Origin of the sequence: Acaryochloris marina MBIC11017 (genome assembly GCF_000018105.1) — a bacterium.
Taxonomy (GTDB): domain Bacteria; phylum Cyanobacteriota; class Cyanobacteriia; order Thermosynechococcales; family Thermosynechococcaceae; genus Acaryochloris; species Acaryochloris marina.
This window is the reverse complement of the sequence record NC_009925.1, coordinates 1,382,477-1,404,902: the sequence shown is the minus strand read 5'-3', so window position 1 is coordinate 1,404,902 and position 22,426 is coordinate 1,382,477. Positions and strand designations below refer to the sequence as shown.

Here is a 22,426-nt window from a genome sequence, read left to right as displayed (position 1 = left end):
TTTTTTGTTTAGTGAATGATGATTGGCTGTTGTCGACTGCTGGATGTTTGAGGCTGCATAGGTACGGTCTTTCCAATTATTGAACTTTGCCTATATCCAACTTTTTCTAAGTCTTCTAGACATTCACTGGCATGTTCCATGGGAACTGTAGCTAATAAGCCTCCAGATGTTTGAGGGTCAAATAGTAGTGGCCATAGGGGATGAGTTTGAAATTGATCTTGATTGGCGACCCAATGCCCAGCTTTTAAGTTTTGAGGGTATAGAGAGCTATGAATGTTCTGGGAGATAATTTCGGCTACTCCCGGCATAGCTGGGATTGAATTTAGGTTTAGTTGGACGTGGATGGGCGAAGATCTCAGCATTTCGGATAGGTGCCCAATGAGTCCAAATCCAGTGATATCTGTGCAAGCAGTCGCTTGGTATTCCAGAAAACATTGGGTGGCTGCTTGGTTAGATTGCAACATGGACTGTAGGGCTGAATCGATCCAGAGATTACGGGTTTGCTGACGCATAGCCGCAGCAAAGATTAAGCCTGTACCCAGAGGCTTAGTCAGTATCAGAACTTGTTCTGGTTGAATCCCGTGCTTGGATAGGATGCCCTTGCGATCAATCAACCCATTACAGGCTAGCCCAAATGCTAGCTCTGCTCCTTCAGTGGTGTGTCCCCCGACTAACTCTGCTCCCGCTTGCTGCAAGACTTTTGTGGCTCCTGCGAGGAGGTGATATAGGGTTTCTTGGAGGCTCTGATCTGAACCATAGGGCAATGTTGCCATGGCTAAGGCTGATTGAGGCTCTGCCCCCATGGCAAACAGATCGCTCAGACTATGATGGGCCGCAATTTGACCAAAAATAAACGGGTCATTGATCAGACTGCGAAAGTAATCGAGGGTATGGACCATCACTTGACCAGGTGGAACTTCGACCACTGCGGCATCATCTGCCCCCCCTAAGCCCACCAAAATATCTTGACGCAGGGGAGGGTAGTCTTGGTGTAAGCGAGATAGGGTTTTCTCTAGGATAGGGCTACCGACTTTAGATCCACAGCCAGTACATTGCATTGGAATTGAGTTTTCTGCAGGTAACTCAACATCAGGTCCCATTTCCAGGAACTCGCGAAATTGATCCATAAATTTGCGGTCAATGGCATCTTTCCAGCGCCAGAGCCAGGCCGACTCATTACCGAGGGGCAATGCCCCCCAGGACATAATGGCTTTGCGATCGCCCGTGCTAATCAAACTCAAAAACTTAGATTGGGGCTTGTAGATTTGTAGTTTGTTACCTTGCAACAACCGTCGTAAATTTTCGGCTAACGGCTTACCCTGACGGACTGCAAATACCCCAGCCTTAGGGCGAGGAGACGCTACCATGGCTGCAATATCCCCGGCGGCAAAAATGTGAGGGTGGGAGACTGACTGTAAGGTGGGTTGCACCTGAATAAAGCCTCGTTCGTCGGTAGCGATACCCGATTGTTGAGGCCAAATAGGTGCAGATGCCCGAGTGACCCAAAAAATGGTATCGCACTCGACCTGAAACCCAGACTCACAGAAGACTTTGCCTTTTTGCACCTGCAATACCGTTTTTTTCAGGTGCAAGTGAATACCTTGCTGAATCAGGATCTGCTGAAAGCGATTGCGAATCCGGGCGTTATGGCCGGTCATCACTCGTGCTCCCCGATGAAACAGATGCATCGTCAGATTGGCTAAGGGCTGCCCTGCTGCTTGAAGAATCTGCTGTAATTGGTGCTGAATTGTCAATACTAGCTCTACTCCTCCAGCACCGCCGCCGACGACTCCAATGCTGATCGGCTGATTGGGGTGTTGGCTTACGCGATCTATCACTTGCTGCCACTGGTGCAGAAAAAATCGCCAGGGTTTAACCGGAACGCTGTAGTCCAAAATCCCAGGCACATCTGGCAGTTCCGGGGTGCTGCCAATATCAATGGACAAAATATCAAATCGAACTGGGGGGTGACCTGCGCAGTTAACCTGATTCCGATCCAAGTCGAGACCGATGGCCCGATCAACATAGAGTTGGGCTTGAGCTGCAGTGGCTAATCGTCGTAAATCAATATGGCATTCTTCGTAGGTGTAATGTCCGGCGACATGTCCTGGCAACATACCTGAGTAAGGGGTATTAGACTGTTCACTGATCAGGGTGATGCGAACGCCGGGTAAGGGATTCATGGCAAAGTTGCGGAGCGCGATCGCATGGCTATGTCCCCCTCCAATCAGCACTAGCTCTTTTTCAATGGGCCGTTGATTCTCCACAAAAACTCTGACTCTAAAATCGCTGTGTTGATGGTACTCCCTTCAACCTCAAGTTGCCTGAGATCGACCTGAAAAAACATTAAGCTCCCTGAAAATACGATACTGGTGCATTTTCAGTAAATTTCCTCATGGCAGAAGAAAATTTTGTACAGACAATGGTAGATGATCCTCATCTTGCAAGAACGGCCTATTAATAACCATTCAGGCCTAAAAGCCTCCTTATTTGATCGTTAACTTCCATCTAAGACAAGAATGAATTCCCATAGAATGGCTACTCCCTCACCTTCTTTATCCTCAGAAACTAAGGTTCTAGGATTAGACATATCACCATCTACATTGAGTGACGTAGGGATTGCTATTATTTCTTCCAGTGGATATTTTCAGCAGGTCAATGCCACCTTTTGTGAAATTACAAATATTTCTGTCCATGAATTGATTGGCTACCATTATCGAGAGATTTCTCAACTCGAACAGTTCACAGAATTTGCGACTCAATTACAGCAATTACTCCAAGGGGACCTGGGGGTTTTTCATTTCGAAGCCACGCATCAAAATGCCAAAGCACAGAATTTACCTTGCTTATATACAGTAATGTCTGTGCATGGTAGCGACCCAGCAGATAAAACCCTTTGTCTTAAGCTTCAATACATCCATCCTGATCAGGACCTACAAAAAGCAACACTGTGTTTAAGAGCCTTAGCTGCAGAGACAGCCAATGATGGCATTGTGATCTCAGATGCTACTGTTCCTGGATTTCCTGTGATTTTTGCCAGCCCTAGTTTCTATCAATTCACTGGATATACCCCAGATGAAGTGATTGGGAATAGCTGTCATTTCCTCCAAGGTCCAAAAACAGATCCCAATACGGTCGATGAGATTCGCCAGGCACTCAAAAACGATCAGACCTTCGAAGGTGAAATTCTTAACTATCGGAAAATGGGGCAACCCTTCTGGAACTTATTACGGATCAAACCCCTGACCAATGCCCAGGGGGAGGTGCATTTTTTAGTCGGAATTCAGACGGATATTACCCAACAAAAGGAAACTGAAGAACGGCTCCGCCAATATGAAACCATCTTTAACTCTGCTGGTAGCTATATGGCGCTAGTTGATACCTGCTATGAATATCTGGCCGCGAATCCCCAATACACTGAAAAATTTCATAAGGCAACAACGGAAATCTCTGGCCAGTCTATGGCAAAAGTGCATGGCCAGCCCTTCTTCCAAGAAATTATCAAACCCGATCTAGATCGATGTTTTTCGGGAGAAAAAGTTCGAAGACAGCATTGGGTTCCATCTCTGGATGAAGCACGGTATTTCGATATTGAATATGTTCCGTTTCGGAACCAACAAGAACAAATTATTGGTGCAGCAATTTCAGCCCGTGACATCACCGTTCTCAAAGATACAGAAGAAGCCCTGCGGGAAAGCCAACAGCGGTTTCATGACTTTGCTGCGATTGGAGCAGACTTATTTTGGGAAACAGATGCAGAATTGAGATTTACCTATTTATCAGAGCAGCATTGCTCTTTGACCGGGTCTCCCATTGAAGCGTGGATCGGGAAATCTTGCTTGGATTTCTATGCTGTGTTCAAACCCACGGCTTGGGATCATCTGAACCAAACCCTAGATGCATTAGAGCCCTTCGATATTGAAATAGAGTGTCAGCATCTGGATGGAAATGCTCGAGTTCTGAGAAGTATTGGCAAACCAGTCTTTAGCCCTCAAGGCGTTTTCTGTGGTTATCGAGGGATTGGCCGGGATATTACTGAAGCCCATTCATTATCACAACAGTTAACGCACCAGGCGACCCATGATTCCCTTACAGGATTGGTGAATCGTCGAGAGTTTGAGCATCAGCTCGGTCAAATCATCGAGGAAAAACAGTCTAATCCAATTCAGCATGCCCTCTGTTTTCTTGACTTAGATCAGTTCAAGATTGTCAATGATACCGTGGGCCACCTAGCAGGGGATGCTCTCTTAAAACAGGTCGCGGATTTGTTGCAGGCTCATATTCGTCAGACTGATATTCTCAGCCGTTTGGGGGGAGATGAGTTTGGCTTATTGCTGAAGAACTGCTCTTTAGAAAAAGCTCGAATTGTTACAGAAAATCTGATCTCTGAACTCTCTCAATTTCGCTTTATCTGGGAAGGCCAACTCTTTAAGATCGGTGCCAGTATTGGGATTGTACCGATTACTGCAGATACCGACAACCTAACTCTGCTATTTGCAAAAGCGGATGTTGCTTGTTACTCAGCGAAAGATCGGGGTCGTAATCGGGTTCATCTTTACCATGCTCAGGCTCAAGGGGTTACAGAACAACACAGCGAATTGATGCAGGTGGCGACAATTCGCAAAGCCTTAGAAGAAAGCCGATTTCGACTCTACTATCAGCCCATTGTTCCTCTCGATACAGAGACTAAGATTCCAGTCTGTTACGAAATTTTGCTCCGTTTGCAAGATACAGATGGAAAAATTCTTTCACCTAATAGTTTCCTTCCTGCTGCTGAACGATATGGGTTGATGCTAGAGATTGATAAATGGGTAATCGAAAATGTTTTGATCAAGTATGGTGCTTATTTTCAGAGCCAGGAGAACACTCGCATTTCTATCAATCTATCGGGTAGCTCCCTGGATGATGATGCCTTGCTAGATTTTATCCAAACCCAACTGAATAAAACTCAGTTGGAGCCTCATAAGATTTGCTTTGAAATCACAGAAACAGTGGCGATTAGCAACTTTAAGCAAGCGATTCAATGTATCGAAAAAATAAAAGAGTTTGGCTGTCACTTTGCTCTAGATGATTTTGGCAGTGGATTCTCATCTTTTTCCTATCTCAAACGTTTCCCGATTGATTACTTAAAAATTGATGGCAGCTTAGTGAGAGATATGGTGGAAGATGCAACCCATCAGGTGATGGTCTCAGCCATTAATCAGATTTGTCGGGCGATGCATATCAAGACCATCGCTGAGTTTGTAGAGAATGGAGACACTATTGTTGCGCTTGAGCAAATTGGTGTGGATTATCTACAAGGGTATGCCATGGGCAAACCTCAGCCCCTACCGACAAAATAAGCTTTATGAGCAGTTAGGCAATGTGCTATCAGGAAGGATGCAGCCATTCCATGGGCGATTTAGAACCATTGGAATAAAGTTTTGATAAAACCTGTGCGGTGATCTTAAATTTTTCTTTAGTTCGTAGATATTGAGGAAAAGGTGGCCTCTGTGCTGGGCATGCTATTCGACAAATTGGAATAGCCTCTAAAGCCGTTTTCAGGGCTGCCTAGGATTCAGTGAGTCCGGGAGTAACTCAAGATGAATCTGGCCCAATTTATACCTTTACCTTCAATGATTAAGAGCAACGAAGAATGTCTAATTTTCCAATGAGTGCCCATCCCACTCCTATTAGAAAGAACGCCCATCTAGAACAGCAACCTTGGGGCACACTGACCATTCTGGATACAGGTCCTAGTTATCAAATTAAGCGATTGGAAGTTAATCCAGGGCAAAGCTTGGGGCGACAGCTCCATCAGCACCTCAATATTCATTGGATTGTGGTGGCAGGGCTCGCTAAGGTCACGGATAACACGAAAAAAATGCTGTTAGGAGCCGATCAGTCTTGGTATGTGCCTCGCCAGACCTGCCATTGCTTAGAAAATCCTGGGCGCTTCCCTCTGACATTGATGGCAGTAGAGCATTGTGTGTTCTTAGGGGAAGGGGACAGCCTCCAGGGCAGTGTAGGCTATCTCTGTTCTGCTTAGGGCACATTCTGAATTTGGTGTAACTCAAAGAAAATAAGGATTTTGGGAGGTTTCAGTATCCAGGTATCAAAACATACAGTTTAGAGATATCAAGTTACCAGTAAGATACCCTCAAGCTTTTTAGCGTCTGTGGGGTAGCTGTGCGATTTGATACCTATGACCCTGAAAATTTCTATGATGAGCTGTTCCAGAGTGAGCAAACCCCCCGTCCCCAAGGACAAGTTCTGGTAGACAAAATTCATGGTTTGCCGGATGGGGAACTCTTGCAACGTCAACGGGCGGCTCAGGAGGCGTTGTGTAAGCTAGGCGCAACCTTCAACGTTTATGGTGAAACGGAAGGGACGGAGCGAATTTTCCCCTTTGATGTGATTCCGAGGGTTATTTCTGCTCAGGATTGGAGTTTCCTAGAGCAAGGCCTTAAGCAGCGGATCCATGCGCTTAATTTATTTATTGATGATATTTACAATGACCAGAAGATTCTGAAGGACAAGGTGATTCCCGAGGAGTTAATCCAGTCCGCTAAGGGATATTTGACACCTTGTATTGGTTTAAAACCGGCAAAGGGCGTATGGTGCCATATTACGGGTACAGACTTGGTGCGAGACAGTGATGGCCAATGGTATGTGCTGGAAGATAATTTGCGCTGTCCATCCGGTATTTCCTATGTGCTAGAAAATCGGCAGGTGATGAAAAGTACCTTCCCTCAGATTTTTAAGGAAATTCCGATTCAGCCGGTGGATGAGTATCCGAGCCGATTGTTGACCACTTTAATTCACTTGTCGCCGAACACCATCAGTAGTCCGACGGTCGTTGTTCTTACCCCTGGTATTTATAACTCTGCTTACTTTGAACATTCCTATCTCGCCCAACAGATGGGGATTGAGTTGGTGGAAGGACGCGATTTGGTGGTGGTAGACGGCTATCTGCAAATGCAGACGACCAAAGGGTTGCAGCGGGTAGATGTGATTTATCGTCGCCTGGATGATGATTTTATGGATCCCACTGCCTTTCGGCCTGATTCTCAGTTGGGGATACCGGGATTGATGGAGGTGTATCGGGCGGGACGAGTTGCGATCGCAAATGCCCCCGGAACGGGTATCGCGGACGATAAAGTCATCTATGCTTACGTCCCAGATATGATCCAATACTATTTGGGCGAAGATCCAATTTTGGCTAACGTTCCCACCTATTTATGTTGGGAAGACCAACAGCTTCACCATGTTCTCGCCAACCTCGATCAGTTAGTCGTCAAATCTGCCAATGAATCGGGCGGGTATGGCATGCTGATTGGCACCCAATCCACTGAGGCAGAGCGCCAGGAATTTGCTCAACGGATTCGCGCGAATCCCCGAAACTATATCGCTCAACCGACCCTTTGTTTATCCAGGGTCCCTACAATATTGGGGGAGGAGTTTTCTGGGTGTCATGTTGATTTGCGCCCCTATATCCTTTACGGTCAAGACATTTATGTCCATCCTGGAGGATTAACACGGGTGGCTCTAAAGAAAGGATCTTTAGTGGTCAATTCGTCTCAAGGAGGGGGGAGTAAAGATACATGGGTGTTGTGCCAGGAATAAAATGCTGAGTCGTGTTGCGGATTCTATCTATTGGCTCAATCGTTATATTGAACGAGCCGAAAATGTCGCTCGCTTTCTAGAGGTTAATCTCAACTTAATTTTGGACTTGCCGACTCGTGTTCAGCAACAGTGGCAGCCATTGGTCGCCACCACCGGAGATAAGGATTTCTTTGATCAACATTATGGCGAAGCTAATGCTGAAAACGTCATCCGGTTCCTCACGTTTGATCATGAATATCCCAATTCTTTGATTTCTTGCTTACAGAAAGCGAGGGAGAATGCTCGATCAGTACGAGAAGTGATCTCTACCGAAATGTGGCAGCACGTCAATGCCTTTTATTTGCTGGTTGCCAATACAGCAGAAGATCTGGCCTTGGCCGATCTGAACCAATTTTTGGAAGATGTGAGGCAGGCCAGCCACCTGTTTGCCGGGATTATGGACGCGACCATTTCCCACAATGAGGGGTGGCATTTTGGTCAAATGGGACGTTTATTAGAACGGGCCGATAAAACCTCTCGCATTCTGGATGTTAAATACTTTATGCTCCTGCCTTCGCTACAACATGTGGGGACCCCAATTGATGAATTAGGCTGGATTGCCCTATTAAAATCGACCAGTGCCTATGAAATGTATCGCAAACGCAGCAATCGGCATTTAATTACGCCAGCTGAGGTGGCCGATTTTCTGATCCTGGATCCAGATTTTCCCCGATCGATTCGATTTTGCACGGTTCAGGTGGAACGGTCCTTACATTTAATCTCGGGGAGTCCTTTAGGATCCTGGTGTAACCCTGCAGAACGGTCCATTGGCCGTTTGCGCTCAGAATTAGAGTTCCTAACGGTCGAAGAAATCATTGAAGGGGGAATGCATCAATTTTTGGATCGATTGCAACAGCAGATGAATCAAGTGGATCAGGAAATTTTCAAAACCTTTTTGGATCGTCGTCCTGTCCATACCCATCTACAAATTCAATCTCAGTCTTAAACTTGTGCGTTTTACGATTGTTCATGCCACGATCTATACCTATCCTCAGGCTGTTGAATTAGGGCCGCACCTGTTTCGGCTTTGTCCTCGAAGTATGGGTGAACAGCAGGTTTCCAGCTTTGATCTTCAGATTGCGCCGGAGCCAATGGGGTTGAACCAGACCTTAGATGCAGAAGGAAATGTGGTAATGCGCTGTTGGTGGTCAGAAACCCCCATGATCAAACTGCAAGTGACAGCCACATCCGAGGTGAGAACAACGTGTACCAACCCCTTTAACTATTTGCTGGACCCCTGGGCAACACACTTTCCCATTGACTATCCCAGTTTCCTTAAGGCCATTCTGTATCCCTATCTCTATTCAGATTTGGATGCAGCTGCCACACAGCTGGCTCAGGAGATTGCCATGGCAGTGGACAGCAATGTGATTCAGTTTTTGACCCAACTCAATCTCCAAATTAATCAATCTTGCCACTACCAAACCCGGCCCACAGGACAACCCCAGCCCCCTTGGCTAACCTGGCAAAAAAAACAGGGAACGTGTCGTGACTTTGTTTGGCTATTTATGGCGGCATGTCGTGGTATGGGGTTAGCAACCCGCTTTGTCAGCGGTTATGAGGCGGGGGATCCGAGTCAGGAGCAGACGCTTCATGCCTGGGCTGAAGTCTATCTACCAGGGGCTGGCTGGCGTGGGTACGATCCCACCATGGGATTAGTGGTTTGTGATCGCCATGTTGCCATTGCGGCAAGCGCCTGGCCCCAACAAACCCAACCCATTTCAGGTAGCTTGCGAAGCGGGAGCAGTAGCCCGCTTCCCACCTATACCGTCTCGGTCCATAGCCAATAACGTGATTGGGTAGAGCATGGGCGCTCGTGATCTCCTCCACTAACGAAATCTGTATTAATCACTGGCATCTGTCAGGATGCTGGTCAAACTGGTCATACTGAATAACGACGAGCTTGTGCTCAAAACTTTGGGAGATTTTTGATACATGAGAATTAAGGGAACGTCTTTTGCTGCCTTCTCCATCTTGGGTGGAATGACTGCATTGACGATTAGTGCGTGCAGTTCTACTGCAACCTGGAAAGACTATTCTTCCGCACCTGGGAAATATTCAGTTTCCATGCCAGGTACTCCCAAAGAAGAAACGAAAGCGATCCCTGCTCCTGGTGGTGAAAAGCTCAATATGGAAATTGCTCAGCTTGATTTGGGGAAAGAGGCTTTTGTGGTGGCCTTTATGGAATTTCCAGGTGAGTCTAAGCCTCCTATCCCGATCCAACAGCTGATGTCTACCGCCATTAAAGGGGCTGTTGCATCCAGCATTAATGGCAAAGTCAGTAATGAGAAAGAAACTGAGGTCAATGGAGTTCCTTGCCGGGACTTTCAAGCAACGGGCAAATATAAGTCTAAAGATGCTTCTATGGCTGGGAAATTTTGCTTCACCGGAAATCGCCTCTATCAAGTCCTCGCCATGGGTGAAAATACCGGTAAGGCATTTGACGATAAGGCGACGAAGTTTCTCGCTTCCTTCAAAATTACCGATAAATCCTAGGGATTAAGCAGTAGGACTCCTAAGGCAAGATATCTGTCATCACGAGATGATTATCTTGGTCTTGGTCTTCATTGTCATGCCAAGCTAAATTCGGTAGCTTCTTGAACGCTTGGCGGAGAGAGGTTTCCCAAGATTTGCGTAAGCGCAATAAATAGGGGTCCCCGCGCTCCAATTTGAGCCGATATCCGACTTTCAGGGTATCGGCTTCATACATGGCCATATTGATGGGGGGACCGACCGAAATATTGGATTTCATTGTGGAATCTAGGGAGAGCAGGGCACATTTGGCGGCGGCATCCAGGGATGTATCGTCATAATTGATGATGCGATCGAGAATCGGTTTCCCATATTTGATTTCCCCAATTTGTAAAAAGGGTGAATGGCGGGTGGCTCGCAGAAAGTTGCCTTGACTATAGACCATATAGAGTTCGGGTAATTCCCCCTTAATCTGTCCCCCCACTAAAAAACTACAGCTGGCGCTGATGTTGTCTTTTTGCAGCCAATCTTGATGTTGCTCGAGGACTTGGCGGGTTTTTGCGCCAAAGTAGTGGGCAATATCGTACATGGTAGTGAGTTCGTTGATATTACCCTGAACCCCTGCTTTGCGATCGCGCCGAATTAACGTCAGTACACTTTGAGTCATGGACAAATTTCCCGCAGTACAGACGAGTACCACTCGCTCTCCGGGACAAGAGAGATCAAATAATTTTTGGGCGGTCGAAACATAGTCAACCCCTGCATTGGTGCGGGAATCGGCTGCCATAATCAGCCCATAACGGGTGATGACGCCCAAACAGTAGGTCATGTTGTGCTCGCCTTTATGTGAGGAAGAGTATGCCTTCAGTCTAGGTCTGATTCTTCAGGTTGGACAGGCATGATTTTAATTTGCCCCTGACAAAGAATGGCTGTTTCTGTAATTTGCAGGACGGTGAGTTGAACATCGGTTCCTAGGTCAAACCTAAAGTCATTCAGTTGGGTTAACGGAATGGGCCGATTAGCGGGGGGATAGAATCCTTGAGGGGAATCGAGACGCAATTCATGGAGATTGACGAGCATGAGACCCGTATCTAAGACGATGGCTTGCAGGGACTGGGTCACAGGATGTTGAATTTGCCCATGGATCTGGAGGCGATTGCACCTCAGTTCCATGCGTAGATCGGATAATTGAATCTTGGGTGAAACTCCAGGCTGCCAGCCAGGGAAAGGCCATTCAGATGCCCCACTGAGCTGCTGCTCAATCAGAGGCACCAATCCCAGCTTCATGGCTGTTTGGAAGAGTTCTGAGTCTGTCGATGCCGTTAGATCGGCAGCAGTCAAGGCGGCATCCAATTGAATGGGCAGGGGTTCTAAGAGTCGAATCGCTTTGCCCCGGAGGACCTGGCGAAGATTGGTGCTGATATTTTCGGCAATGACTTGGGCTCGACTGAGGTGAATGCCTTGATAGACGGCTTGGGCTGCTGAGAGAAACACCTTTGGTATGGAGCCTGAGAGAAGTTCTCGATTACCGCTGTCGATCTGAAGCTGAAGATCGTCGATGTGATCGAGTTGTGATCGCAACCACAATTTGATCGCTGGGGTGAGAACCCGTGAAATCAGGCGACCCTTTCGCTGGGGGGCAAGTTGTTCTTCTGTTTCCACTCCAATCTCCAGTCTTAGGCCTGCTGCCAATAGTTCAGGGCAGCATTGGCCATCGTCATTACCCCTGTGACAATAGCAGATTCTTGGGCTTCAAACTGAGGATGATGGAGGGGAGGATTGACCTGATCGACCTTCCCCACCCCCAAACGAAACATGGCGCCAGGGGCATGTTCTAAATAGAGGGAGAAATCTTCTGCGCCTAAAGATGGCTCTGTAAGGATGCGTACATTTTCGCTACCGCAAACACCTTGGGCGGCAGTTTCGATTAACTGGGTCAAGCTGGCCGTATTGTGTACCGAAGGCACCCCCGCCTGATAATCGACATGGTAGCGGGCACCATAGGGGCGGCAAACGCTGGCCACAATCTCTTCAATCCATTGGGGGAGTTGAGCGCGTGTTTCTGGATGTAGGGATCGAACGGTCCCCTGCATTTGGACCTGATCTGCAATGACATTCGGAGCCCGTCCTCCCTTCATTTGGCCAATGGTCAACACCACCGGACGTAAAGGATTTTGGGTGCGGCTAATGGCTTGCTGTAGGGTGGTGATCACCTGGGCGGCAATCCAAATCGCATCCACCGCTTCATGGGGGCGTGCACCGTGACCTGCTTCTCCCATAATCGTAATTTCTAAATTGTCGGCGGCAGCGGTCAGTGCCCCATAGCGCACCGCCACTGACCCCGCAGGAATACTGGGTAATACATGCACGGACAAAATCGCATCGACTTCATCCATGGCGCCATCTGCCACCATCCAACCCGCCCCTTGAGCAATTTCCTCAGCGGGTTGGAACAGGAAGCGAAGTTTACCCGGAATCTCATCCTGCATGGCCGACAGCACCATGGCGGTGCCTAAACCGATCGTGGTGTGAATATCATGGCCGCAGGCATGCATCACCCCCTGTTTACGAGAAGCGAACTCTAGCTGAGTCATTTCTTGGATGGGCAGAGCATCCATGTCTGTGCGAATCGCGAGCTGACGAGCATCGTCTCCTTCTCCCTTTAATTCACCGATCACCCCTGTTTTTCCCACTCCCTCCCGTACATGTAACCCATAGGAAGACAGAATGCCGGCAACATAAGCAGACGTTTGATATTCTTGACCACTTAACTCGGGGTAACTGTGCAGATGACGCCGAATCTCAATCAGTCGAGGAGAGAGTGTTTCAGCAAGCTGTTTGATTCGAGTCGACATGCAAACCCTTTGATTTCGCTATCCATACTTTATGCTAGCGGTTGATACTTATTCCTGTAGATTATGTTCAATGTGGGTATCAATCTCTCAACCGTTTTGCCATAATTTTTCTGTTCTCAAAAGTGCCGAATTTGGGCAATCTAAGGAAAGCAGGTACCTCGCATTCCCAAGGCTATTTTTGGCTCCAAAGCCATCCTCCAAGCCGATTAACTTTTAGCTTACCCCCAGTATTGTTATGACTTCGAACCAAAATCCAGAAGAAGACTTACGACGTCGGGAACAAGAACTCAAAGAACGAGAATTGAGTGTCCGGTTGCGAGAACTGGAATCAGAAGTCTATGGCAGGCCTGAGGGGGCTTCTTCAGCAGCCCAAGAAGTAGAAGTGGTGACGGATGTTCCCCCTACCAAGCCATCCTTTAAGCGCACCCTCCGCAAAATTGTCAATGTCGGTAAATTCCTAGCGGTTGTGGTCGCCGTTGTGGTTGCAGTAAAAATTGCGATGTGGCTGGCGATGGCCATTATGATCGGCTCGATTGCCTATATTTCATATGAACTATTTCTCAAGAACGATCGCCCTTCTTCCTGAGGTATTGGAGCACTGTAGTCTGTAAGACACCTTGCCTCCTCCTGGGATTATTCTCACTTGGTAGAATTAAACTATAGGGATTCCGAACGACTCGCGATATTCTAAGGGAACCTCATGGTCTAAAGTCAAAACTACATTCACCCAGTTAGCCCTTGACCTAGATTGAAATTATATTGATATTGAACACGAGAATTCTTTTTCTTCACTGATCTTTCTTGACAGCAACCTAGGCCCTCAAGTGACTGATTTTTTAAGGAGAATCCGCAAGATATTGCCCAACAACTCACCTCCTGCTGGCAGTAACCCAGTAGATGAAGGGGGTGCTTTGGCTAAAATGTATGGCGAGAATCTCCATAATCCCGATGCTCTAATTAATCGAGCCAATAAGCGGGCCACGAACGGGGATCTAGATGGGGCCTTGGGAGACTTTGACGAAGCGATAGCCCTCAACCCAGCTAAGGCCACGGCCTATTTTAATCGAGGTTTTCTGTTCAATTCCCTGGGGAAGTTTGAAGCTGCTATTCACGACTTTTCTGAGGCGATCGAGCTACTCCCAGATTATGATGAAGCCTATTTTCAACGGGGTAATAGTTATCGTCAACGCGGTGAGTTTCAGCGAGCGATTCAAGATTATAGTCAAGCGATTCGCATTAATCCCTATTGCATCAAAGCCTACTATAAACGAGCTGATAGTCGGGCTGAGTTAGGGGATCATCCTGGTGCTTTGACGGATTTCAGTCAGGTTATTCTGCGGTTACCCAAGGATGCGAATGCCTATTGTCAGCGGGGAATATTTCTCAGTCAGAGTGGTGAGTTGGAGAAGGCGATTGAAGACTTTACATCGGCCATTGAACATAACCCTCGATTAGCAGATGCATACTTTCATCGGGGCTATTGCCTCGCCCAAATGGGAGAAGCTGAGAAGGCCTCTAAGGATTTTAGTGAAGCCTTGCTGCATGATCCGAACCATCAGGCTGCTTATACACGGGCTTATGCATTGGGGATGTTAAAAGAGACTCCAGTTGATGTCTCTTCTCCCAGCTCAACGGCAACGGATTACCCCCTGTCCCTACTGGAAGAAAGCGTTCCTGTTTCCGTGGAGCCGGTGGAAGATTCTGACGGTGAGCAAGAGCCTCATCCCGCAACAGTGCCCCTAGAACCCACGTCCATGGAAGGGTTCTTCGAGCGGGCGAATAATCGTATCCAGCGCGGTGACTTGGATGGAGCAATTTCAGATTACTCCAAGATCATTGATACTGATCCAGAAAATAGTCAAGCCTATTATCAACGAGGACAAAGCCTTGGGGCCTTGGGTGAATCCCAAGCAGCCATGGAAGATCTGAATCAGGCGATTCATTGGGCCCGGGTGCATTCTTTGGGGCTGATGCGGGATTTTAGTGGCGAATTGTCGACGACTCTAGAGACGTTGAAGCAGGATCTGAAGGAGCTGTCTTATCAGAGTCCGTTTGCCAAAACTCACCCATTACCAGGGACTGCTGCTGACCAGATGCAACAAGCAGATCCATCTGCTGATGATGTGATTGATGTTTCTAGCGATCAACCAGACGCTAGCGGGGAATTAAAAACAGTTGAGAATTCTAATTCATCTATTACACAACCGACTTCGGCAAAAGAGTCTGCGGTTACGGATGTTTCCATAGATACACAGTCTTCTGAACCAGAGTCATCATCCATCTTTACGCAGAAAGAACCGCCAGCTCAGGTAAATCCCCAACCCTCTTCTCCTCAGCCTCAGTCACCACCTCCAGACGCTGAGATAGCGGCCCCGACCCTAGAACGGGCGATTGCCCAGCATACTCGTGCCATTGAACAGAACCCATTGGATGCAGATGCCTTTTTTAATCGAGGTCAGAGTCGAGCCTTAGGTGGAGATTTGCAAGGTGCCATTGAAGATTATTCTCGTACGATTCGCCTCGATCCGCATAACCGAGAAGCTTATGTTAAACGAGCGCGTTGCCTGTCTGCCCTAGGGGATGAGACGGCGGCCCAGGCCGACTTAAACCATGTGATTCGCCAATCCCCTAAGCGCCCTCAGCCGCAACCCTTGAAAACGGCATCAGCCCCCCCCTCCACTGAGTTTTCTCAACCCCAAGGGGCGCCGTCTCCTGCTGCCTCAACGCCGCCGTCTCCACCTCAGGTGGATGATGCTACCCATTCGATGGCGTCCCTGTTTCAACAAGAAAATGAAATCCTGCAGTCTACACAAACTTCACAGAAGTCCTGTACCCATGAGGGGAATAGCCCAGGCAATCAGTTCTGTATTCATTGTGGTGCATCTCTGAGTCCCCTGTCTCGCTATAGCAGCGACTTCTCAGCACCGCCGCCAGACTCCCCGCCAGGAGAGAAGGTGAAGCCTGTTGCTAGTAATCGGAAACAACGATTACAAGAAGCCGAACAATATTATGACCAAGGCGTTGCTTTATTTAGAGATGGCGACCGCCAGGGCAGCTTACAGTCTTTATCAGCAGGGCTCAAGATCTTTCTGGAGCAGCGAGAGATGCAGCGGTATCAACAGACCCTCAACTTTATGCAAGATGTGGCGCATGCCCTCAACGATACCGGAGAAGATGAGGCCGACCCCGATGATAGTCTCCTCCTGTAGACCATCTAGGCTAAAATCCAGAAGCTGATCTGTTTTCGGCGTTGTGTCATCTATGCTGCAATCATGGTTACCTTGATTTTGTACAGTAAACCCGGATGTCACCTGTGCGAGGGTTTACAAGAGAAACTAGAGCAAATCCAGGATCCCCCCATTGAACTCGAAATTCGCAATATTACGAGCCGTGAGGATTGGTTTCAAGCCTATCAGTATGAAATTCCCGTATTGATAAAGCGAGAGAATGGGGCTGCGGATCAAGGGACGGAAACCCCCCTTCCGCGTCCGTCTCCTCGCTTGTCAGTTGAGCAATTGCAGCGATTTCTGCAAAAGTATCTTTAGTGTTTTTATCGACATCAACGGATTGGGCATGGTCAAATTACGTACGTTACTCGCTGAACTGTCTACCCACCTGTGGGAGACGCCCCCCACTGACCATCCAGCCCTAGATGCAGAGATTACGGGGTTAACGACCAATTCCTGGGCAGTCCAGCCAGGATATTTATTTATCGGTATGCCGGGTACCCGCGTGGATGGTGGTAGTTTTTGGAAAAGTGCAATTGAGGCGGGTGCTGCTGCTGCGTTGGTTTCTGATCAAGTGGATCGGGCGGATGTGGGTACCCACTGTGTGTTGGCCCTGAAGGATATGCCTCGGGCTTGTGCTGAGGTGGCTGCCACCTTTTATGATCAGCCAAGCCAGAAATTAAAGCTGGTGGGTATGACCGGAACGAATGGGAAAACCACGACCACCCATCTGATTGAATATTTATTGACAACGGCCCAAGCTCCCACCGCTTTATTTGGCACCCTGTATGCCCGCTGGCCTGGGCATCAGGTGACGGCTGCCCATACGACGCCTTTTGCCGTGGATTTACAGCAGCAATTGTCTGATGCGGTGGCGGCCCAGTGTCAGTTTGGGGTGATGGAAGTCAGCTCCCATGCTTTAGCCCAGAAACGGGTTCTGGGCTGCCAGTTTACGGTGGCTGTGTTTTCGAATTTGACTCAAGATCACCTGGATTACCACCAGGATATGGAAGATTACTTTGCCGCTAAGGCGCTATTGTTCTCCCCGGACTATTTACAAGGGCGAGCCATTATCAATATTGACGATGTCTACGGTCAGCGCTTAGTAGACCAGATCGGTCCGAATCAATGCTGGACTTACAGTATTGAGGGACCGGCGGATTTATATACCAGTGGTCTGTCCTATGAAACGGCTGGGGTTAAAGGACAACTGCATACCCCGAAAGGTACGGTGGAGTTCTTTTCGTCTTTGGTGGGACAGTTTAATGTCTCTAATCTATTGGCGGCTGTCGGGGCTGTCCTGGAATTAGGACTGACCTTAGAGCAAATCACCCCAGCTTTAGCTCAATTCCCTGGGGTGCCCGGTCGAATGCAGCAAATTACCTATTCTGCAGACCAGGATATTAGCGTGATTGTTGATTACGCCCATACCCCCGATAGTCTAGAGAATTTGTTGAAGGCAGCCCGTCCCTTTGTTAAAGGCCAAATGGCCTGTGTCTTCGGTTGCGGGGGCGATCGCGATCGGACTAAAAGACCCTTAATGGGAGAAATTGCTGCTCGTCTTTCGGATCAGGCCATTGTCACGTCCGATAATCCACGAACTGAAGATCCTCAGCAGATTTTGCAGGATGTGTTAGCGGGTATCCCGATGGAGGTGAAGCCCATAGTGGAGGTGGATCGGCGAGTGGCGATTCAGGCTGCGATCGCACAAGCAAAACCCGGTGATACTATCCTGATTGCAGGCAAGGGCCATGAAGACTACCAAATCCTAGGCACCGAAAAAATCCATTTCGACGATCGCGAAGAAGCCCAAGCCGCTCTAGCTCAGCGCTATGGTTAGGACTTTTCCTGCTTGAAACGTTTATGAGACAGGCAGAGGCGGCCGAGGCAGCCATTCAGGAAGATTGGAGTCAGAGAATTCAGCCAAAGCGCCTAGGGCAACACTAAAGAGCTTCTCGGGCTTCAAATCGCCCTTAATTAAGTTCCACAGTCGTTCGACTTCTTCGGTATGGAGCCGATCATCCTCGATCAAGGCCAATACCACCTGACGCCGCAAATAATCTCCCTCATCAGACATCAAGAACTGCATGCCTAAGCGGGCAGTGGGGATGAGATCGAAACTCTGATCCGTTTGTGCGATCGCAATCAGGTTCTCCAGGCGCTGCCATTGGAATTTACCATCCTTAAACAGCACTTCCAAGAGACGACGCTGAAAGTCTGGGGTTTCTCCAGCCAACAGGCGCTGAGCCACGTAGGGATAACTCACTTCCAGAATCTTGAAGTCAGGATTAAGGCATAGGGCGACCCCTTCTTGAGTCACCAAAGACCGAATGATCAGCGCAAACTTTGCCGGTACTCGGAAGGGATAGTCATACATCAACTCCGAGAACCGATCAGTAATGGTTTTGAAGTTGAAATCACCCACTTTAGCGCCAATGATGTCATCGAATACATCTTCTAGAGCGGGAATAATGGGGCGGATATCTGTTTCAGGAGTGAGAAAACCCAGCTTGACAAAATCAGTTGCCAGCAACTCATAGTCTTTATTAACGAGGTGAACGACCGCATCCACTAAGGTATTCTTTGTGGTTTGATCGAGCTGGTCCATCATGCCAAAGTCTACATAGGCCATGCTGCCTTCGGAGGTGGCAAACAGATTGCCAGGATGGGGATCGGCATGGAAAAAACCAAACTCTAGCAGCTGACGCAAGCTTGAAATCACACCAATCTGTACCAGGCGATCCGGGTCCATATTGGCTTCAACTGCGCATTGACTATCCGTTAGCTTAAAACCATTAATCCATTGGAGAGTTAAGACCTTTCTGCCACTATAGGCCCAGTGAATCCGGGGAACTTCAACAGCAGGATACTCTTTGAAGTTCTCTGCAAACCGCTCGGCATTCTGACCTTCATTGATGTAGTCAATCTCTTCAAATAGCTTGGTACCAAACTCATCCACAATCAGGGTTAAATCATGACCTAAATTGAGGGGGAGAAATCGTCCAAACCGAGCCGCCATCCATCGCATTAGATACAGATCTAATGTCAGCTTCGGCCTCAGATTAGGGCGCTGAACCTTAATGGCGACTTCTTCACCCGTAAACAATCGGCCTCGATAAACTTGGCCTAAGCTAGCAGCCGCAACGGGCTGAGCTGAAATCTCTTGATAAATCTCCCGGACTGGCTGGCGTAACTCAGCTTCAATTTGCGCAAATGCTTGCTCATTAGGGAATGGAGGCAACTGATCCTGGAGCAACATCAGCTCTGTCAGGAAGTCCTTGGGAATCAGATCAGGGCGAGTCGATAAAGCTTGACCCACCTTAATAAAGGTTGGCCCTAATTGGGTCAGAATTTTCCGAATCTGAATGGCGCGTTGAGGATAATGGGCTGTGCTGGTATGGGTCCATCGATCCCACAACAGCCCCCAAATAAATCCATTAAAAAGACTAATAATGTAGATAAGACGCCAGAGCGCTTTCCAAGGACGCCAGCGGTAGTAAGAAGCGATCTTACGGGCGTCATATCGCTGCAGTGCGCTGTTAGCAGGCGGGGGGGATGACATGAGCTGTTGCTGCATCACGTTGCGTTGTCCTCACAACTCCAAAACTGCGTTCTCAATACCCTTAAACCATTGCAAATCTAGCTTCTTATTGAAGTTTTTAGCACTTCCCAAATCACAAATTTGCAGGCTAAAACTGATTGCTTGGCAACTATGCTCAAGACCATCTTTTCTTAACTTAAATATAGTATAAGAAAGTACAAATTAAATCCTGTTTAGGTAAAGATACATAAAGTTTAAAGACTTGCCTCTGGCCAGAGAGATTGATAGTGTTTGGCAGAAGTACCTTATGGTGTAAAGGTTACAAGCGCGATGGTGCTTCAATCCTTCCCTCAGGTAATGGAAAAACGAGTGTTAATGACCTGGCTCGAAAGCGAAAGCCGTTATCTCCAGGATTCCCTCATTTCAGGATTCAACTCCAATATCCCTACAGTTGTAGCAAAAACAAAGATTTATCAGCCATAAACGGTACGAAGCGTGGTAAAAACAAGCCAAGTGCAAGACCGTGACCCATTGTCCAAGGAAGATCTGACGAGTGCTGAAGAAGCTAAGTATTCAATCCAAATTGACCCTGATGTTCCTAGGGGTCAGCGTAAGCTCAATCTTAGTGATTGCTTTTATTGGTTACAACAGTGGTAAAGCTGTCTTGACTCGCCGCATTTTCAATCAGCTCACTAGCTTGCGTACGTCTAAAAGCTACGAGGTGCGTTCGTTCTTTGATCAACTGAATCATCAAATGCGCTTTCTCAGTGATGATCCCACTACTAAGGAGGCCATGAAAGCGTTTAGACAAGCCCACCAAGAACTCAAGTCCCAAAAAATCCCTAGCCAGTGGCAGCAAGCGATTCAAGCGTACTATCAAAAGGAGTTTATCCAGCCTTTAGACGCCAATATAGACGGAGAGCCTCAGGTACAAACCTATTTGCCCCTGGGGAATAGCGATGTTTACCTGCAATATCACTACACGATCAAAACACCGGATTTTGATGAAAAAGTCAAAATTGATAATCCTGGGGACGGGAGCAAATATACTCAAGTTCATCAGCGATACCATCCAACATTCCGCTCTTTGGTCTCAGAGTTTACCTATGAAGATCTATTTTTAATTGATCCTAAATCAGGGAAAGTTGTTTATAGCGCCTATAAAGGAGTTGATTTTAGTACTGATTTGGAGTCAGGTCCCTATTCTCAAAGTGTCTTAGCCCAAGCATTCCGGGAGGTAGTGCGTAAAGGAGAACCCAAGTTTGTAACCTTTACTGATTTTGAACCCTATCGTCCCTCTCTCAATAGTCCTGCTGCCATTATCGCTAGCCCGTTATTCGAGGGAGGAGAACTCATTGGCGTCATGGCCCTCCAGGTCAATATCAACAAGATTGACGAAGTCATGACCAATGGTCGACGGTGGCAAGATATGGGCTTGGGTAAAAGTGGAGAAACCTATTTAGTTGGACCCGATTTTCTGTTGCGCTCTAACTCTCGCTTTTTATTGGAAAACTCTCCCAGCTATTTCCAATCCCTGACTCAAAGTGGTCTAGAAGCTTCTCAAATTGAGCGGATGCGGCGGCAGAAAAACTCAATTTTGGAGCAAGAAGTCAAAACAGTTGCAGCTCAGCGAGCATTGTTGGGTAATTCTGGTATCGACATTGTTAATGACTATCGTGGCATTCCAGTGCTCAGTTCCTACAGCACGCTGCAGGTCAAGGGCTTGGACTGGGCTATCTTAGCGGAAATGGACGCCGATGAAGCGTTTGCCCCCATTACTGAATTTCAGAAGCAAGTCCTGATTTCCACCGCAATTTTGATCTTAGTGATCACCATTCTGGCGCTGTTACTGTCTCGCTTGTTTGTAAAGCCTATCCAAACGTTGATTGCCGGCTTTCGGCAACTGAGCGAAGGCAATACCGATGTCACCGTCTCCATGAATTCTCAAGATGAATTCCACGATCTGGCGGTTTCATTCAATCAAATGGTGGAAAGTCTATCCCATAAAACCCAAGCCCTCGAACATCAAAGCCAAGAAAATGAGCAATTACTCTCCTGTATTTTGCCGGAACCCGTTGCCCAACGCTTGAAAAGTGGTGAGGAGCAAATTGCGGATAGCTATGCCAACGTCACGGTGTTATTTGCAGACTTAATAGGATTTACGGATCTGGCTGAAATACTCTCTGCTAGTGAGATTGTGGCTTTGCTAAATGAGTTAGTTCGGGCTTTTGATGAAGCAGCCGAACGCTTCGGGGTCGAAAAGATCAAAACTATTGGCAGTGGTTATATGGCCGTGTGTGGCCTGTCCGTCCCTCGGTTAGACCATACCAAACGGATTATGGACTTTGGCATTGAGATAACTCGCATTGTGCAGCGGTTCAACCAAACTCATCAAACGGCCTTGAAAGCTCGCGTCGGCATCAATTCTGGCGCTGTGGTGGCGGGTATTGTCGGTCGCAGCAAGTTTATTTATGACTTGTGGGGAGACACGGTTAATATTGCCCATCGTATGCAAACTGCTGGCAAAGGTGATACGGTCCAGGTCAGTCAATCGGTTCATAACCAGCTGGGTGATATTTATGAGTTTGAAAATGGCCGTGAAGTAGAAATTAGCGGCGATAATAAGCTCCCTGCTTGGTTGCTCAAGATTTAGCACTCTTTTTTTCATCTCCCCTGACATCTTTTTA

16 protein-coding genes are annotated in these 22,426 nt (G+C 47.7%); 11 read left to right on the top strand and 5 right to left on the bottom strand.

Features of this window, described 5'->3' with window-relative positions; genetic code table 11:
* Positions 1-8: 8 nt before the first annotated feature.
* Positions 9-2,267 (bottom strand): selenide, water dikinase SelD, encoded by a 2,259-nt coding sequence (selD, locus tag AM1_RS06305; RefSeq protein ID WP_012161980.1) that lies wholly within the window; start codon positions 2,265-2,267, stop codon positions 9-11.
* Between the two features lie 267 nt (positions 2,268-2,534).
* Between selD and AM1_RS06300 the strand changes: the two genes are divergently transcribed.
* From AM1_RS06300 to AM1_RS06275, 6 genes are all read left to right on the top strand, one after another.
* A complete protein-coding gene (locus AM1_RS06300; protein WP_012161979.1) occupies positions 2,535-5,342 on the top strand; it encodes a bifunctional diguanylate cyclase/phosphodiesterase in 2,808 nt (935 codons plus the stop codon).
* A 293-nt stretch (positions 5,343-5,635) separates the two neighbouring features.
* Entirely contained in the window at positions 5,636-6,028 is a 393-nt protein-coding gene (locus tag AM1_RS06295) for a phosphomannose isomerase type II C-terminal cupin domain (RefSeq protein ID WP_012161978.1), read from the top strand.
* 140 nt (positions 6,029-6,168) lie between these two features.
* Positions 6,169-7,605: a circularly permuted type 2 ATP-grasp protein gene (locus tag AM1_RS06290; protein ID WP_012161977.1), complete on the top strand. Its 1,437-nt coding sequence runs from the start codon at positions 6,169-6,171 to the stop codon at positions 7,603-7,605.
* A 1-nt stretch (position 7,606) separates the two neighbouring features.
* Positions 7,607-8,590, top strand: a complete 984-nt coding sequence (locus AM1_RS06285; RefSeq protein ID WP_012161976.1) for an alpha-E domain-containing protein — start codon at positions 7,607-7,609, stop codon at positions 8,588-8,590.
* Positions 8,591-8,594: 4 nt separating this feature from the next.
* Positions 8,595-9,434 carry a transglutaminase family protein gene (locus AM1_RS06280; RefSeq protein WP_012161975.1) on the top strand — a complete coding sequence of 280 codons (840 nt, stop codon included), beginning with the start codon at positions 8,595-8,597 and terminating at the stop codon, positions 9,432-9,434.
* A gap of 145 nt (positions 9,435-9,579) precedes the next feature.
* A complete protein-coding gene (locus AM1_RS06275; protein WP_012161974.1) occupies positions 9,580-10,140 on the top strand; it encodes a hypothetical protein in 561 nt (186 codons plus the stop codon).
* A gap of 19 nt (positions 10,141-10,159) precedes the next feature.
* On the opposite strand, the gene AM1_RS06270 is transcribed toward AM1_RS06275, so the two are convergent.
* Genes AM1_RS06270 through AM1_RS06260 form a run of 3 tightly spaced genes read right to left on the bottom strand, consistent with a single transcriptional unit; the run spans position 10,160 to position 12,971 of the window.
* Positions 10,160-10,945 carry a proteasome protein A/B gene (locus AM1_RS06270; protein ID WP_012161973.1) on the bottom strand — a complete coding sequence of 262 codons (786 nt, stop codon included), beginning with the start codon at positions 10,943-10,945 and terminating at the stop codon, positions 10,160-10,162.
* Between the two features lie 35 nt (positions 10,946-10,980).
* Positions 10,981-11,778, bottom strand: coding sequence for an LmeA family phospholipid-binding protein (locus AM1_RS06265; RefSeq protein WP_012161972.1), 798 nt, complete (start codon positions 11,776-11,778; stop codon positions 10,981-10,983).
* 14 nt (positions 11,779-11,792) lie between these two features.
* Positions 11,793-12,971 (bottom strand): M20 family metallopeptidase, encoded by a 1,179-nt coding sequence (locus tag AM1_RS06260; protein WP_012161971.1) that lies wholly within the window; start codon positions 12,969-12,971, stop codon positions 11,793-11,795.
* A gap of 235 nt (positions 12,972-13,206) precedes the next feature.
* Between AM1_RS06260 and AM1_RS06255 the strand changes: the two genes are divergently transcribed.
* The 4 genes from AM1_RS06255 to AM1_RS06240 all read left to right on the top strand — a co-directional run bounded on the left by AM1_RS06255 (position 13,207) and on the right by AM1_RS06240 (position 18,038).
* Positions 13,207-13,557, top strand: coding sequence for a hypothetical protein (locus tag AM1_RS06255; RefSeq protein WP_012161970.1), 351 nt, complete (start codon positions 13,207-13,209; stop codon positions 13,555-13,557).
* Between the two features lie 271 nt (positions 13,558-13,828).
* A complete protein-coding gene (locus AM1_RS06250; protein ID WP_012161969.1) occupies positions 13,829-16,180 on the top strand; it encodes a tetratricopeptide repeat protein in 2,352 nt (783 codons plus the stop codon).
* A gap of 63 nt (positions 16,181-16,243) precedes the next feature.
* Complete coding sequence (locus AM1_RS06245; protein WP_012161968.1) at positions 16,244-16,516, top strand: glutaredoxin family protein; 273 nt, start codon at positions 16,244-16,246, stop codon at positions 16,514-16,516.
* 28 nt (positions 16,517-16,544) lie between these two features.
* Complete coding sequence (locus AM1_RS06240; RefSeq protein WP_041659273.1) at positions 16,545-18,038, top strand: UDP-N-acetylmuramoyl-L-alanyl-D-glutamate--2,6-diaminopimelate ligase; 1,494 nt, start codon at positions 16,545-16,547, stop codon at positions 18,036-18,038.
* 21 nt (positions 18,039-18,059) lie between these two features.
* Here AM1_RS06240 and AM1_RS06235 read toward each other — a convergent pair whose 3' ends face one another.
* Entirely contained in the window at positions 18,060-19,775 is a 1,716-nt protein-coding gene (locus AM1_RS06235; RefSeq protein WP_012161966.1) for an ABC1 kinase family protein, read from the bottom strand.
* 517 nt (positions 19,776-20,292) lie between these two features.
* Between AM1_RS06235 and AM1_RS06230 the strand changes: the two genes are divergently transcribed.
* On the top strand, positions 20,293-22,392 hold the full coding sequence (locus AM1_RS06230) for an adenylate/guanylate cyclase domain-containing protein (RefSeq protein ID WP_012161964.1): 2,100 nt from the start codon (positions 20,293-20,295) through the stop codon (positions 22,390-22,392).
* Positions 22,393-22,426 lie beyond the last annotated feature (34 nt).

Coding starts and splice junctions, on each gene's coding strand:
- AM1_RS06300 (WP_012161979.1), top strand. CDS start 2,535: ATGGCTACTCCCTCACCTTCTTTATCCTCAGAAACTAAGGTTCTAGGA.
- AM1_RS06295 (WP_012161978.1), top strand. CDS start 5,636: ATGTCTAATTTTCCAATGAGTGCCCATCCCACTCCTATTAGAAAGAAC.
- AM1_RS06285 (WP_012161976.1), top strand. CDS start 7,607: ATGCTGAGTCGTGTTGCGGATTCTATCTATTGGCTCAATCGTTATATT.
- AM1_RS06275 (WP_012161974.1), top strand. CDS start 9,580: ATGAGAATTAAGGGAACGTCTTTTGCTGCCTTCTCCATCTTGGGTGGA.
- AM1_RS06270 (WP_012161973.1), bottom strand. CDS start 10,945: ATGACCTACTGTTTGGGCGTCATCACCCGTTATGGGCTGATTATGGCA.
- AM1_RS06260 (WP_012161971.1), bottom strand. CDS start 12,971: ATGTCGACTCGAATCAAACAGCTTGCTGAAACACTCTCTCCTCGACTG.
- AM1_RS06255 (WP_012161970.1), top strand. CDS start 13,207: ATGACTTCGAACCAAAATCCAGAAGAAGACTTACGACGTCGGGAACAA.
- AM1_RS06245 (WP_012161968.1), top strand. CDS start 16,244: ATGGTTACCTTGATTTTGTACAGTAAACCCGGATGTCACCTGTGCGAG.
- AM1_RS06240 (WP_041659273.1), top strand. CDS start 16,545: ATGGTCAAATTACGTACGTTACTCGCTGAACTGTCTACCCACCTGTGG.
- AM1_RS06235 (WP_012161966.1), bottom strand. CDS start 19,775: ATGCAGCAACAGCTCATGTCATCCCCCCCGCCTGCTAACAGCGCACTG.